At 58.4% G+C, this 14,450-nt stretch carries 16 protein-coding genes; 9 read left to right on the forward strand and 7 right to left on the reverse strand.

Annotated elements, in window-relative coordinates; translation table 11 throughout:
- Nucleotides 1–83 precede the first annotated feature (83 nt).
- The 3 genes from NP603_RS01170 to NP603_RS01180 are packed head-to-tail and all read right to left on the reverse strand — an operon-like array spanning nt 84 to nt 1,375.
- Nucleotides 84–515, reverse strand: a complete 432-nt coding sequence (locus NP603_RS01170) for a DUF2721 domain-containing protein (protein WP_256609066.1) — start codon at nt 513–515, stop codon at nt 84–86.
- Between the two features lie 30 nt (nt 516–545).
- Nucleotides 546–785, reverse strand: coding sequence for a Rho-binding antiterminator (locus NP603_RS01175; RefSeq protein WP_256609084.1), 240 nt, complete (start codon nt 783–785; stop codon nt 546–548).
- The gene (locus NP603_RS01180; RefSeq protein ID WP_256609085.1) at nt 782–1,375 is read right to left on the reverse strand and encodes a Uma2 family endonuclease; all 594 of its coding nucleotides are present in this window, start codon (nt 1,373–1,375) and stop codon (nt 782–784) included. Before NP603_RS01180 ends, NP603_RS01175 begins: the two co-directional genes overlap by 4 nt.
- Nucleotides 1,376–1,560: 185 nt before the next feature.
- On the opposite strand from NP603_RS01180, the gene NP603_RS01185 reads away from it, so the two are divergent.
- Nucleotides 1,561–2,811 (forward strand): dicarboxylate/amino acid:cation symporter, encoded by a 1,251-nt coding sequence (locus NP603_RS01185; protein ID WP_256609086.1) that lies wholly within the window; start codon nt 1,561–1,563, stop codon nt 2,809–2,811.
- Between the two features lie 10 nt (nt 2,812–2,821).
- Here the strand turns inward: NP603_RS01185 and NP603_RS01190 are convergent, their stop codons facing one another.
- Nucleotides 2,822–3,418, reverse strand: a complete 597-nt coding sequence (locus tag NP603_RS01190; protein ID WP_256609087.1) for a Uma2 family endonuclease — start codon at nt 3,416–3,418, stop codon at nt 2,822–2,824.
- 150 nt (nt 3,419–3,568) lie between these two features.
- On the opposite strand from NP603_RS01190, the gene polA reads away from it, so the two are divergent.
- Nucleotides 3,569–6,298, forward strand: coding sequence for a DNA polymerase I (gene polA / locus NP603_RS01195; protein ID WP_256609088.1), 2,730 nt, complete (start codon nt 3,569–3,571; stop codon nt 6,296–6,298).
- Between the two features lie 10 nt (nt 6,299–6,308).
- On the forward strand, nt 6,309–7,214 hold the full coding sequence (locus NP603_RS01200) for an MBL fold metallo-hydrolase (RefSeq protein ID WP_256609089.1): 906 nt from the start codon (nt 6,309–6,311) through the stop codon (nt 7,212–7,214).
- A gap of 16 nt (nt 7,215–7,230) precedes the next feature.
- Here the strand turns inward: NP603_RS01200 and hldE are convergent, their stop codons facing one another.
- A complete protein-coding gene (gene hldE / locus NP603_RS01205) occupies nt 7,231–8,661 on the reverse strand; it encodes a bifunctional D-glycero-beta-D-manno-heptose-7-phosphate kinase/D-glycero-beta-D-manno-heptose 1-phosphate adenylyltransferase HldE (protein WP_256609090.1) in 1,431 nt (476 codons plus the stop codon).
- A 72-nt stretch (nt 8,662–8,733) separates the two neighbouring features.
- On the opposite strand from hldE, the gene arsC reads away from it, so the two are divergent.
- The 6 genes from arsC (at nt 8,734) to NP603_RS01235 (ending at nt 11,934) form a co-directional block, all read left to right on the forward strand.
- Nucleotides 8,734–9,081 (forward strand): arsenate reductase (glutaredoxin), encoded by a 348-nt coding sequence (gene arsC, locus NP603_RS01210; protein ID WP_256609091.1) that lies wholly within the window; start codon nt 8,734–8,736, stop codon nt 9,079–9,081.
- The gene (wrbA, locus tag NP603_RS01215; RefSeq protein ID WP_256609092.1) at nt 9,081–9,674 is read left to right on the forward strand and encodes an NAD(P)H:quinone oxidoreductase; all 594 of its coding nucleotides are present in this window, start codon (nt 9,081–9,083) and stop codon (nt 9,672–9,674) included. The genes arsC and wrbA overlap by 1 nt, the downstream gene beginning before the upstream one ends.
- Before the next feature lie 152 nt (nt 9,675–9,826).
- Nucleotides 9,827–10,231: an MbcA/ParS/Xre antitoxin family protein gene (locus NP603_RS01220; protein WP_256609093.1), complete on the forward strand. Its 405-nt coding sequence runs from the start codon at nt 9,827–9,829 to the stop codon at nt 10,229–10,231.
- Nucleotides 10,228–10,926 (forward strand): RES family NAD+ phosphorylase, encoded by a 699-nt coding sequence (locus tag NP603_RS01225; protein WP_256609094.1) that lies wholly within the window; start codon nt 10,228–10,230, stop codon nt 10,924–10,926. Before NP603_RS01220 ends, NP603_RS01225 begins: the two co-directional genes overlap by 4 nt.
- 15 nt (nt 10,927–10,941) lie before the next feature.
- On the forward strand, nt 10,942–11,418 hold the full coding sequence (locus NP603_RS01230; RefSeq protein ID WP_256609095.1) for an MEKHLA domain-containing protein: 477 nt from the start codon (nt 10,942–10,944) through the stop codon (nt 11,416–11,418).
- A 39-nt stretch (nt 11,419–11,457) separates the two neighbouring features.
- Nucleotides 11,458–11,934, forward strand: coding sequence for a CreA family protein (locus tag NP603_RS01235; RefSeq protein ID WP_256609096.1), 477 nt, complete (start codon nt 11,458–11,460; stop codon nt 11,932–11,934).
- 29 nt (nt 11,935–11,963) lie between these two features.
- On the opposite strand, the gene NP603_RS01240 is transcribed toward NP603_RS01235, so the two are convergent.
- Nucleotides 11,964–13,937 (reverse strand): ATP-binding protein, encoded by a 1,974-nt coding sequence (locus tag NP603_RS01240; protein WP_256609097.1) that lies wholly within the window; start codon nt 13,935–13,937, stop codon nt 11,964–11,966.
- Entirely contained in the window at nt 13,934–14,449 is a 516-nt protein-coding gene (locus tag NP603_RS01245; protein ID WP_256609098.1) for a YfiR family protein, read from the reverse strand. The genes NP603_RS01240 and NP603_RS01245 overlap by 4 nt, the downstream gene beginning before the upstream one ends.
- Nucleotide 14,450 lies beyond the last annotated feature (1 nt).

Here is a 14,450-nt window from a genome sequence, read left to right on the forward strand (position 1 = left end):
CCGGAAGTTGTTGCTAACAATTTTAACTGCTCCGCAACGCTACCATCCCAGAATCTCCCATCAGCCGAACTTTTCCTAAGCCATTATTTCGACCCCGGCACCGAAATCATTCCGGTCGCCAGCGCGATCTCCCGTAAAAAGCACAGCAAGCCGCCGATCAAGGCCAGCATGGCAGCCACGAATAGAAACGAAACCACCGGAGACGGATCGACGGCGATTTCGGTACCGACGAACAGGGCGACGATGGACAGGCAGATCAACAAAGCGCATACCGTACACAGACTAATCGCCCAATGAATCCAGTGGGCGCGCCGGGCCAAAATCCGCATTTCCGGATAGTGTTCGTCGGCACCGTTTTCGAACAGCATATTCAAGGTTCTAAACCGATCCACCGCCCGTCCCAGGCGGCTAGTCAACACGCCGAGAATGCCGGCGACCCCGGTCAGCAGAAATACCGGTGCGACCGCCTGTTGAATCACGTGGGCCACGGTGGGGATGTTGGTTAAAGCGTCCATAATCGGCTTCCGGTTTGCAATCGCTGGCGCTTAAAACAGCACTTCCTTGAATTTGGCACCCGGCGTCAATACCTCCAACTTGGCCAAGCGGTTGGTTTCCACCCGCTCGGTATCGAGCTGCAAATATTCGCGTTTGTCCGCCGTCGTTACGGTGTCGACAGCTTTGCCTGCCACCACGCTGCCGTCTGTCAGCGTCAGTTTGACGCGGTAGCCGTAGATACAGGCAATTTCCAGGTAATCGTGCAGGTTGCAGGCAATGGGTTGGGTCATGGTTGTTGCGCCTTTTCGCGGAATTCGTTGATGTCTCGGTTGTCGACCCGGTCGTAAATGTCTTCGACTTTCAGCGTTAGCCCAATCGACGTAAACGTCACGTCGTCGCCGAGAAAGTAGTACTCGGACAGCCAGTGGTTGGCGCGGCGCAGGACTTGCACCGAAACGATGTCCGGTTCGATCAGCACGTATTCCTGCAACGACGGCAGGTTGATGTAACGGATCAGTTTGGTGGTGGTGTCGGTTTTACGGGTGGAGCGGGACAACACCTCCACGATTATGACCGGCGTCGTCGAAAATAGGTCGTCGCCCGACATTTTGCTGCAATCCACCAGTACGTCCGGGTAAACATAATCCTTGCCGATTCGCAGTTTGATGTCGGCCATGAACGTCGCGCAGGGCGTACCTTTTAGATGATTTCTGAACTCGCCGAGAATGTTGGCGGCAATGCAATTGTGGTTATAACCGGCACCGGCCATCGCATAAACCTGACCGTCGATATACTCGCGCTTGACCTCGGCATCCGCCTCGCTGGCCAGGTATTCGTCCTCCGTCAAATAAACATCGGATTGATCGGTGTGGAAAGCCATGATGCGCCCCGCCTACAACTGTTCAAGGAAATAAACCAACGCCCGGCCGGCAGGCCGAGTGCCGGTATTGTTAGAGATCGGCTGGGGAAATACAAGACTCGCCCAGCCCAGCCAAGGCAAAGTTAACAAATCCGGCGAAAAGACCTACTATCCAGGCTATTGCGACTGCCGAGCGGATGTCTGCCATGAAAAACCATCACCGATTATTGCTCAGCCTCGGGTTGGGGGCCGCCGCCGGCCTGGCCTGCCACGGCTTTGCCGACCACGCCGGCTTGCAGGTATTCAACCGATACCTATTGGAACCGGTCGGCCAGATTTTTCTGCGGCTGATCTTCATGATCGTGGTACCGATGGTGATGAGCGGTTTGATGCTGGGCGTTTACCAGCTCAGTAGCCACCACGGTTTGGCGCGGGTTGCCCAGCGCACTTTGTTGTTTACTCTGATTGCCAGTTCGGCGTCGGTGGTGATCGGCGTGTCGCTAGTGAATCTGCTGCAGCCCGGCACCGGTCTGGATATTTCGCAACTGATCGGGGACGATGCCGGCGTGCACAAGATCCGCCAACACGTGGCGCAAGCCAAGCCGGTGGTGCAATCGTTGCTGGAGATCATCCCGAAAAACCCGTTCAACAGCGCCGTGCAGGCCCTGGACGGCGAAATGCTGTCGTTGATGTTCTTTTCGTTGGCGTTCGGCGCGGCGTTGGCGGCGGCGAACGGTTCCAAACCGTCGCGTTGGCTGGAATTGTTGGAGGAAACTTACGCCGCCAGTCTGCGGATAGTGGACGCGGCGATGCAATTCGCGCCGTGGGCGGTATTCGCGCTGGTGTTTCAATCCACCTTCAAATTCGGCTACCCGATTTTGTTCTCGCTGGGATTCTACGTGCTGGTGGTAGTGGCGGGTCTGCTGCTGCAACAAGGTCTGGTTTATAGCGCAATGTTAAGACTATTCAGAGGTATTGCGCCTTGGCCGTTTTTCCGGCAGTGCCGCGACGTGTATCTGTATGCCTTCGCGACCGCGTCGTCCAACGCCACATTGCCGCGCTCATTGGAACTGGCGGAACGGGAGTTGAAACTCAGCCCGGAGGTTTCCCGCTTCGTGTTGACGATAGGCTCCACCGCCAACCAGAACGGCACGGCGCTGTTCGAAGGCATTACCGTGTTGTTTCTGGCCCAGGTCTACGGCGTCGATCTATCGCTGGCGCAGCAGGTGCAGGTGGTATTGATGGCGATCCTGGCCGGCATCGGCACCGCCGGCGTACCGGGCGGCTCGCTGCCTTTAATCATGATTCTGACCCAACAAGTCGGGATACCGGCCGAAGGCATGGGTCTGATTTTGGGAGTGGACCGCTTTCTGGACATGTGCCGCACCACCTTGAACGTCAGCGGCGATTTGGTCATTGCCGCGCTGGTCGATCAACCGAGGCAAAATCCAAACTAATGCCGGCCAGTTAAAGCAGCGACTCGGCCGGCGGCTGTTGGTTAAACGCCACGACGTCCTCGTTATCGACCTGCTCGTAAATGTCGGCCACGCTCAGGCTAAGATCCAGCGCTGCGAATTCGATCTGGTCGCCCAGATAGTAATAAAACGACTGCCAATGCTGATTGCGGCGGAATACCTGGATTTCGCCTTTGTCCTGCTCGACCAGCACGTATTCCTCCAGCGTCGGCAGGGTCTGGCAGCGCAGGCGTTTGGCGGTCTGGTCGAATTTGCGCGTGGTTTTGGACAACACTTCCACGATCACGACCGGCGCGGTTTTGTAATAGTCGTCCTGCTTGTCTTCGCCGCAAACTACCATCACGTCGGGGTAGAAGAAATCGTCGGCGATACGCAGTTTCATATCGGACATGAAAGTCTTGCACGGCTTGCCTTTCAGGCCGTTTTTGAACAGATTGAAAATATTACCTTCCAGCAAATTGTGGTTCTCGCTGCCGCCGGTCATCGCATAGACTTCGCCGTCGATGAGCTGGTGGCGGAGCTCGGACTGGCGTTCGCCGGCCAGATATTGTTCCGGGCTGATGCGGGTTTTGAGTTTGGCAAGGGCCATGGCCGTTCTCTGCTAAGTTGCGGATAGCAATAGTCTACTGTGCTAAGCACCGCCGAGAAAAGCGTGCGCCGGCGGCGTGTGAAATTCTACGCTTGCAGCGCTCTGGCTCGCCCTGTATCGTTCCGGCATCTATCTGTCTTTTGACCGCACATGTCCGATTCCGCCATCAACAAACTGATTCTCGTCGACGGTTCGTCGTTTCTGTTTCGCGCCTTTCACGCCGTGCCGCCGCTGACCAACAGTAAAGGCGAACCGACCAACGCCATTTATGGTGTATCGAATATGCTGCGCAAGCTGATCAACGACTACGCCACGCCGTATTTTGCGGTGGTATTCGATGCGCCGGGCAAGACCTTCCGCCACGAGTTGTACGACCAATACAAGGCCCATCGGCCGCCGATGCCGGACGAATTGCGGGTGCAGATTCAACCGCTGCACGACTTGATCCGGTCTTTGGGATTGCCGCTGATCATCGAACACGGGGTCGAGGCCGACGACGTGCTGGGCAGTCTGGCGCAAAACGCCGCCCGCCAGGGCTTTAATGTCATCATTTCCACCGGCGACAAGGACATGGCGCAATTGGTCAACGAGCAGATCATCCTGGAAAACTCGATGACCGGCGCGGTGATGGACATTGCCGGGGTGCAGGACAAATTCGGCGTCAAACCGGAACAAATCATCGATTATCTGGCTTTGATGGGCGATGCGGTGGACAACATCCCCGGCGTGCCCAAGGTCGGACCGAAAACCGCCGCCAAATGGCTGCAGGAATACGGCACACTGGACAACCTGATCGCCAGCGCGGACCAAATCAAAGGCAAAATCGGCGACAACCTGCGCGAGGCCCTGGGCCAATTGCCGCTATCGCGGGAATTGACCACGATCAAATGCGACGTGGCCTTGCATTACAGCCTGGACGATCTGAAACGCAAGGAACCGGATATCGCCGCGTTGAAACAGCAGTTGGGCAGTCTGGGCTTCAACAGTTGGTTGAAAACGCTGAACGGCGACGCCTCAGCAACCGCGGCCGAACCGGTCGGACAAGCCGCAGCGCCGAAACCGGTGCCGGTCGCAAAAGATTACCAAACCATCCTCAGCCAAGCCGAATTCGACGCCTGGCTGGCCCGGCTGGAACAAGCCGAACTGTTCGCGTTCGATACCGAAACCAGCAGCCTGAATTACAGCGAAGCCGAGATCGTCGGCGTTTCGTTTGCGATCGAAGCCGGCCGCGCCGCCTACCTGCCGCTGGCGCACGATTATCCGGACGCGCCGGCGCAACTGGATCGGCAGAGCGTGCTGCAGGCCTTGAAACCGTTGCTGGAAAGCCCGGAGCACGCCAAGCTCGGCCAAAACCTGAAATACGACGCCCACGTCCTGGCCAACCACGGCATCGCGTTGCGCGGTATCCGCCACGACACGATGCTGCAATCCTACGTGTTGAACAGTACCGCGACCAAACACAATATGGACGACCTGGCCAAACATTACCTGGGCGTCGATACCATTCACTTCGAAGACGTTTGCGGCAAGGGCGCCAAGCAGATCGGCTTTGCCGAAGTGGCGATCGACCGCGCCACCGAATACGCCGCCGAAGACGCCGACATCACCTTGCGCCTGCACCAAACCCTGTCCGCCGAATTGCAGCAACGGCCCAGTTTGTGGGCTTTGTATAACGATATCGAGCTGCCGCTGGTCAAAGTCCTGGCCAAAATCGAGGAAAACGGCGTGCTGATCGACAGCGACATGCTGGCCCAGCAAAGCCAGGAATTGGCGGACCGGATGATAGGCCTGGAGATCCAGGCCCACGATCTGGCCGGCTCGGCTTTTAATCTGGGTTCGCCGAAGCAGATTCAGGAAATCCTGTACGACCGCTTGAATCTGCCGGTACTGAAAAAAACCCCGAAAGGCCAGCCGTCCACCGACGAATCGGTATTGCAGGAATTGGCGGCGGATTTTGCGTTACCGCGGCTGATTCTGGAACATCGGGGCCTGAGCAAGTTGAAATCGACTTACACCGACAAACTGCCGCAGCAGATCAACCGCAAAACCGGGCGGGTGCATACCTCCTATCACCAGGCGGTGGCTGCGACCGGGCGTTTGTCGTCGACCGACCCCAATCTGCAGAATATTCCGATCCGTAGCGAAGACGGCCGCAAAATCCGCCAGGCTTTCATCGCCCCGCCCGGCTACAAAATCGTCGCGGCCGATTATTCGCAGATCGAATTGCGGATCATGGCGCATTTGTCCGGCGACGCCGGTTTGCTGAAAGCCTTTGCCGCCGGCGAGGACGTACACCGCGCCACTGCCGCCGAAGTATTCGAGGTGGCGCCGGATCAGGTCACCCACGATTTGCGCCGCTCGGCCAAGGCGATCAACTTCGGCCTGATTTACGGCATGTCGGCCTTCGGCTTGGCGCAGCAATTGGGCTTGCCGCGCAATCAGGCCCAGTCTTACATCGACCTATATTTCAGCCGTTACCCCGGCGTCAAGCACTACATGGATAGCACGCGCGAATTGGCCAAGCAGCAAGGCTATGTCGAAACCATCTTCGGCCGCCGTCTGTATTTGCCGGACATCAACGCCCGCAACGCCGCGCAACGCCAGTACGCCGAACGCACCGCAATCAACGCGCCGATGCAGGGCAGCGCCGCCGACATCATTAAACGGGCGATGATCGCCTGCCACGACTGGATCGAAACCAGCGGCGCCGACCTGAAAATGATCATGCAGGTGCACGACGAACTGGTGTTCGAAGTGGCCGAGCCCATTCTCTCGGACAGCATCGCCAAAATCACCGGCATCATGTCCGCTGCCGCCGAGTTGGCCGTGCCCTTGCTGGTGGAAGCCGGCACCGGCGCCAACTGGGACGAAGCGCATTAGGCCGGCAGGCATGAAGTTCAAGTTCTGGGGCGTCAGAGGCTCGATTGCCACGCCGGGGCCGAATACGGTCCGCTACGGCGGCAACACCACCTGCATCGAAATCACCAGCAGCGCCGGCGATCTGATCATTCTCGACGCCGGCACCGGCATCCATGCCCTGGCGCAAACGTTGCTGCACAAACGCGATCTGACCGCGCATATTCTGATCACCCACACCCATTGGGACCATATCCAGGGCTTGCCGTTTTTCCTGCCGATGTTCCGAGCCGGTAACCGGATCAATATTTACGGCGGCCTGGAACCGGTGACCCATCAGGGCATCGAGCGGGCGATGCGGGTGCAGTTGCAGCACGCCTATTTTCCGATCAGCGAAGCGCAACTGAAGGCCGAGGTGCGTTACACCACACTGAAAGCCGGGGAACCGATCCGGATCGGCAGCGTCCGCGTCACGCCCACCGTGCTGAACCATCCGGTGTTCAACTTCGGTTACCGAATCGACGATGACGCCGGCGGTTCGCTGTTTTTCACCGGCGACTACGAGCCGCCGCTGAACCCTTATCCGGAACAGCATCCCGGTTACGAAGCGATGCAGGAATTGATCGACCAGAAAAACGAAGAAGTGATCGGGGCAATGGCCGGCGTCGACGCGCTGATCATCGACAGTTCCTACACCGACGCCGAATACGCCGAGCGCCACGGCTGGGGCCACGGCACCTACCGTTCGGCGTTAGATATCGCGGCCCAGGCTAAAGTTAGGCAATTGTTTCTGACCCACCACGAGCCTACCCGAAGCGACGCCGATCTGGATACGATTTATTCCGGCCTGTTGCAGGCCGAGCGCTTAGGATTTCCGGTCTGGTTGGCGCGGGAAGGCGATCAATATTCGTTACCGTACCAGCCGGACCAGTCCGGCTAGCGTTCGGCAATCGAAATCAAGGCCGGGATTTATCGCGAATGGTCTGAATGATGCCGGTGGTCGAATGGCCTTCGATGAACGACAATATTTTCACCTCGCCGCCCGCGGCCAGCACGCTGTCGTGGCCGGCGATGCTGGTGATGTCGCTATAGTCGCCGCCTTTGACCAGGATGTCGGGCAGTAACTGGTCGATGACGGCTTTAGGCGTGTCTTCCGCGAACGCCACCACCCAGTCCACGCATTCCAGCGCCGCCAGCATTTCCATCCGGTGTGCCAGATCGTTGACCGGGCGTTCCGGGCCTTTCAGGCGCTTGACTGAATCGTCGCTGTTGACCAGCACCACTAGGCGGTCGCCCAGGGTTTTGGCTTGCTGCAAGTAACGGACGTGGCCGGGGTGGAGGATGTCGAAACAGCCGTTGGTAGCGACGATTTTTTCGCCGTTCTGTTTGGCGGCGGCGCGTTCCTTGAGCAGTTCCGGCAGGGTGCAGACGCCTTTGTGGCGCGCCCGCGGGCCTTGCAGCGCGGCGGCCAGTTCGTCGGTATCGACCGTGGCGGTACCCATTTTCCCGACCACGATGCCGGCGCCGATGTTGGCCAGTTGCGTGGCTTCGGCCAGCGGTTTTTTCGCCGCCAGACTGGCGGCCAGCACCGAAATCACGGTGTCGCCGGCGCCGGTAACGTCGAATACCTCGCGGGCATGGGTCGGCAAATGCAGCGGTTCGGCATCCTTGCAGAGCAGGCTCATGCCGTGCTCGCCGCGGGTGACCAGCAACGCATCCAGTGCCAGCTTATCGATCAGATTGAGACCGCGTTCGACGATTTGCGCCTCGTTGCTGCAGCGGCCGACCACGGCCTCGAATTCGCCCAGGTTCGGCGTGATCAAGGTCGCATTGCGGTAAATCGAAAAGTCGCTGCCTTTCGGGTCGACTAGGACCGGCTTTTTCAGTTGCCGGGCCAGCGTAATGAATTGCTGCACTTGGTTTAACGTGCCTTTGCCGTAATCGGACAGTACCGCCACCTGCGATTGCATCAGTTCGGCATGGTAAAGGTGCAGCAACGGATCGCTGTCGATTTGCTGAAAGCCGTCTTCGAAATCGAGCCGGATCAGTTGTTGATGGCGGCTCATCACCCGCAGTTTGGTGATGGTCGGATAATTCGGTATCGCCTGGAACAGGCATAACACCCCGGCGTCCTTCAGTAATTTTTCCAGTGCGTTTGCCGCCTGGTCTTCGCCGGTAAAACCCAGCACCGAGACTTTGGCGCCCAGCGCGGCGATGTTCAGCGCCACGTTGCCGGCGCCGCCGGCGCGGAATTCGTCCTGTTTGACATGCACTACCGGCACTGGCGCTTCCGGAGAAATACGCGAGGTCGGGCCGTGCCAGTAGCGGTCCAGCATCAGGTCGCCGACCACCAGCACCCGAGCGTTGGAATAGTTGGGTAATTGCATGGCTGTGTGAAGTTATCCGTGATTCGAAGGGTGCTATTATAGCCGCAACCCATTGCGATACAGGTGCGAAGCATGAGCGTGAAAATCTACCACAACCCGCGTTGCGGCAAATCCCGCGACACTTTGAAACTGTTGGAAGCCAACAATATCCAGCCCGAGATCGTCGAATATCTGAAAACCCCGCCGACCGCCGCCGAATTGCAGGATATTTTGCACAAGCTGGGGCTGAAACCGCGCGAGTTGATGCGTACCAAGGAACCCGAATACAAGGAAAACGGCTTGGACGATAAGTCCTTGAGCGACGCCGAATTGATCGAAGCCATGGTCAGAATTCCGAAACTGATCGAGCGACCCATCGTCTTGAAGGACGGCAAAGCCGCCGTCGGCCGTCCGCCCGAAGCTGTTTTGAGTATCCTGTAATGGCGAAAATCCTGATCCTATATTACAGCCGCGACGGCGGCACGGCGCGGATGGCACAGCATATCGCCCGCGGCGTCGAGTCGGTGGCCGGAGCCGAAGCGCTACTGCGCACGGTGCCGGAGGTATCGGCAGTATCGGAAAAAGTTGCCGACAGCATTCCCGACAGCGGCGCGCCCTACGCCTCGTTGAACGATCTGGAAAATTGCGACGGTCTGGCGTTGGGCAGCCCGACCCATTTCGGCAATATGGCGGCGGCGTTGAAGTACTTCCTGGATAGCTCGACGCCGTTGTGGTTTTCCGGCGCCTTGTCCGGCAAACCGGCCGGCGTCTTCACCTCGACCGGCAGCATGCACGGCGGTCACGAAACCACGCTGCTGTCGATGATGTTGCCGTTGATGCACCACGGCATGTTATTGCTGAGCCTGCCCTGCAACGAAATCGCGCTGCGGGAAACGGTCAGCGGCGGCACGCCGTACGGTCCCAGCCATTGTTCGGAAGCCGACGCGGAACTGACCGAGCACGAGAAGCGCTTGTGTTGGGTACTTGGAGAGCGTCTGGCGAAGGCGGCGCTGGCGTTGAAAGGCGCTTTCTAATTTGCCGGCCCGTTTCGATACTCGATTACTTTCGTCTGAAACCAAAAAATACCGGTTTTTTGTATATCTGCAGAGTCGGCAAATTAGGGTTGACATAGTCTATAAATGGACTTATTTTTAACGAAAGTTCAAATGAGTTGTATGGAGGGCTTATGTTATCGACCGTACAAGCAGCATTACCGGCCGACAGTGCCGTCGTGGCGGGGGCCGCGTTACGCACCTTTTTCAATATTGCCGACGCCTGGCGGTTGAATGCCGAGCAAGCCATGACCCTTTTGGGGCTGGATTCGCGCAGCACCTATTTCAAATGGAAAAAAAGCCCGGAAAGCGCCAGCCTGAATCCGGACAAGCTGGAGCGGTTGTCTTACATTTTCGGTATCTATAAAGCCCTGCAAATTCTGCTGCCGCAAGCCGAGGCCGCCGACGCCTGGTTGCAGCAAGCCAATCAGGCTGCGCCGTTTTCCGGACAAAGCGCGTTGCAGCGCATGTTGTCGGGCCGGGTCGCGGATTTATACGTGGTACGCCAATATCTGGATGCCCAGTGCGGTTGGGCATGAAACCGATCGCAACGGCCCGGATCGACTGGCGGCCGTGTTGGCGCTTGGTACCTAGCCGATTTCCGCCGACCGGATTGTTCGACCGGGTGGCCGATCCGGCCGATCTGGAAGTGGTGTTCGCAATCGAGGCCTTGACCAACGACCGTCTGCGCGACGAGGCCGGCGAAATTCGGTTGGTGGCGGCGGCGGATAGAATCTCCGGCCCCGGTACCACGCCGATCATGGCTGCGTTCACCCATTTGAATCCGGAAGGCAGCCGCTTCTCCGACGGCAGTTTCGGCGTCTATTACGCGGCCAAGGATATCGATACCGCAATCGCCGAGACCGCTTTCCATCGCGCCCGCTTCTTGGCGGCGACCCGGCAAGCGCCAATCGAGATCGACATGCGTTCCTACGCCTCGGACCTGGACGCCGAACTGCACGACATCCGCGCTAAACAAACCGAACTGCCGGATATTTACGCTAGCGATACCGGGCATTACGCGGCGGCGCAGGCCTTGGCCAAGCAACTGCGCGCTGACGGTTCCAATGGGATTGCCTATTCCAGCGTACGCAACGCCGGCGGCGAATGCGTCGCGGTGTTCAAACCGCGCTTGTTGTCTCCGGTGAAACAGGGGGCGCATTATTGCTACGTCTGGGACGGTGCCAGGATTAGCGCCATCTATAAAAAAGAACTCTACCGCTCCGGCGTTTGACTCGATATAGCCGAAATGCTCGATTTGACCGTACCCAACCCCGCCAACGAATTCCACGGCCACCATGTCGGCCTGGTATTGGACAGCTACCAAGAATTGCTCGGCACGCCGTTGCTGCAGCAGCTGCCAGGCCAGTCGTTGGGCGAGGCCGCCTTTAACGCCGGATTCGCTCTGCTGTCGCATACTGCCGATGCCGATCCGCTATTCAACTATGCCAACCGCCAAGCCTTGGCCCTGTTCGAATTCGAGTGGCAGGAGTTGGTCGGCCTGCCGTCGCGGTTTTCGGCGGAGCCGGTTAACCGCGCAGAACGCGAGCGCTTGTTGGCGCAAGTGTCCAGCCGTGGCTATATCGACGATTATTCCGGCGTGCGCATCGCCAAGTCCGGCCAGCGTTTTTTGATTGAGCACGCCGTGGTTTGGAACGTTTACGACCAGTGGCGGCGTTATTACGGCCAGGCCGCTTGTTTTAGCGATTGGCGCTTGCTACCCTGAAGCGCCTGCCCGTTTTTCGAAAACCCTGCGGAGACTATTATGTTGAAAACCTTGCTCAAATATGGCGGCCGCATCGCGTGCGGCTTGACCATCGCCGCCGCTGCACCGGCACTGGCCGACGAAGTCGGTTGCGTGACTACGGCCTGGAAGTTGATTGGTGCCAACCATAAAGTCTGCGTCGACGTATTCGAAGATCCGAAGATTCCGAACGTGATTTGCCATATCAGCCAGGCCAGAACCGGCGGCATCTCCGGCGGCTTGGGATTGGCGGAAGACCCGTCGCAATTCTCGCTGGCCTGTCGCCAGATCGGCCCGATTGCGTTACCGGCCAAATTGCCGGCCGAGGAAACTGTATTTTCGGAAAGCACGTCGCTGTTGTTCAAATCCACCAACATTACCCGCCTGTGGGACGCCAAACACAACACCCTGGTCTATCTGGCGATCAGCCGCAAGGTGATCGAAGGCGCGCCGGCCAACAGCGTATCGACGGTACCGGTCATGCCGTGGGGCAAGTAAGCCGGCACTTAGTTATAACTTTGCCAGGCTTAAGCCAACGCCGCCATGCCCGCCCGGATGCCCGCAAGGGCAGGAGAGCGGGCATCCAGTGCCATGGATGGCAAGTTTCGATCCATCCGTGGAGTCCGGCAAAGCAGAATTAGCCCGGCGGCTGGACGGCGACGCTTGGGCTGGCGGTCGGAGCGATCCATTTCAGCAGCGCCTCGTACAACGTCGCCGGCAGTCATCGCAATCACCGGCAGTTCGAGGCAGGACGGTATTTGCCGGAGCAAACGCGTGGCCTGGTAGCCGTCCATGACCGGCATCTGCACATCCATCAACACACAGTCGTAGCGCTTGTCCCGCAGTTTTTGCAGCGCAATCTCGCCGTTTTCGGCGACATCGACCTGAATTTGCGCCTGTTCCAGTAATTCCACCGCGACGATGCGATTGATTTCGTTATCTTCCGCCAGCAGCACCTTGCTGCCGTGCAACGGCCGCAACCGGTCCGAATCGAAACTGCTGCGGTGGCGGCGCATCTGGAAATTGCGGATCGTGGCCAAGTCGGTGACGCCGAGCAGCACGTCGAAGGTAAACGTTGAGCCGATATTGGGCTGGCTGTCGACCCGGATGCTGCCGTGCATCTGTTCGATCAATTGTTTGGAAATGATCAAGCCCAGGCCGGTGCCGCCGTAATTGCGGGTCACGCTGCTGTCGCCCTGGCTAAAGGCCTGGAACAATTTGTGTTGCTGATCGGCGGTAATACCGATGCCGGTGTCGCTGATGGCGAATTGCAGGCGAACCGTAGCGGCGTCGCGCTGCAATTCTTTGACGGCGACCCGGACTTCACCGCGTTCGGTAAATTTGATCGCATTGCCGACCAAATTGATGAAAATTTGCCGCAAGCGCTGCGGATCGCCGATCACGGCATGGTAGGCGTCGGTCTGGTCGGGCCGAATCAGGCGGATGCCTTTTTTGGCGCTGAGCTGCAACATGGTCGAGAACACGTGCTCCAGAGTTTCTTCCAGCAAAAACGGAATCGTCTCCAGCGGCATCTTGCCGGCTTCCATTTTGGAAAAGTCCAGAATGTCGTCGATCAGCGCCATCAGCGAATGCGCCGAAGATTCGACCCGCAGCAGATACTCGCGTTGTTTAACGTTCAAAGGGCTGTTCAAGGACAGTTCGACCAAGCCGACGATTGCGTTCATCGGCGTGCGGATCTCGTGGCTCATATTGGCCAGAAACTGGCTCTTGGCCTGGTTGGCTGCTTCGGCCTCCAGCTTGGCGGCTTCCAGTTCCCGGGTACGGGTTTGCACCTGAATTTCCAGATCGGCTTCGTGGGCTTCGGTCTGGGCCAGCATGTTATTGAAGGCCTCGGCCAGATCGCTGATCTCGTCGTTGCCGCCGTAAACCGAGCGCCGGCTGTAATCCCGGTCCCGTTCGATCTGGCGGGCGGTTTCGGCCAGTTGCAGGATCGGCCGTAGAAACGAGCGTTGCAGCCGCTGCACGTACAAGCCGACCACGCTCAATGCGATCAAGATAATACTGGCGTTCAGCACGCCATTGAATAACAGGGTTTGGTAACTCTGTTTCAGGCTGGCTTCCAACGTGATATAGCCGACGGTCTGCTGGTTCTTGTGCAGAATGGGTTGGGTAATCGACCGGGTTTTGGCGATTTGTTCGGGCCACCAGTCGTGCCACGCTTCCGCCGGCTTGCGGTAACTGACCAGGGTTTTGCCGGCGGTGTTCTGAATCTGGCCGGAAATGATGTCCGGATCGTGGGCCAGCGCGTCCAGAATTTCCTGTGCCGTTTGGGCGTCTTCGAACAGCAGCGCGAAGCTGCTATTCTGGCCGATCATGTTGGCGGTGAGCTGCAATTTGTAGCCGATGGCCTGCTGCACCGCGCCGTATTCGCGCACCGTTAGCGATGCCGTCGCCACCATTAGACTCAGCATCACCATCAGGCGCAGAATATTGCCGAGCTTACGGCTGATGGAGATACGCGGTTGAGTCGAGGCGGTCATTCTATTAGTTCGGCCATCCGAAGCAATTTGGAGCTCAATGTTAAGTGGGCGGATTTTACCGGGCCTAAATTTACCACCAGTTTCAGCTTGTTGTCGCGCAAGCTGAACTGCACCATGCCGCCGGCGGCGGCGAAGCCGTCGCTGTCGCCGACCAGCAGGATGTGTTTGGCGCGGGCTTGGCCGGCTACTTCCGCAGTCAAGCGGCTGTTGTCGGCCAAAAATAAAATGCTGCAGCCGCCGATGTCGGCGTCGGTTTCGATGTCGACATGCACCGGTGCGCCGTCTATGGTTTGCCCTTCCAAAACCGGTAGGAATTTTTGCAGTGGGCTGGCGCCGCGCAAACAGATGGCGATGGGCCGCGCTTCCGGCCAGCGCGTCAATTCGGCGAAATGAAACAGGTAGGCGGTTTTCAGTTGAAACTCCCGATCGCCGGCTGCGGATTCCGCCGCTTCGCCAGCCGCAACGCTTAGCCAAACGCAGAGGCTGAGTAGCGTATATCGGAAAACGCGCATA

Origin of the sequence: Methylomonas aurea, from assembly GCF_024505045.1 — a bacterium.
GTDB lineage: Bacteria > Pseudomonadota > Gammaproteobacteria > Methylococcales > Methylomonadaceae > Methylomonas > Methylomonas aurea.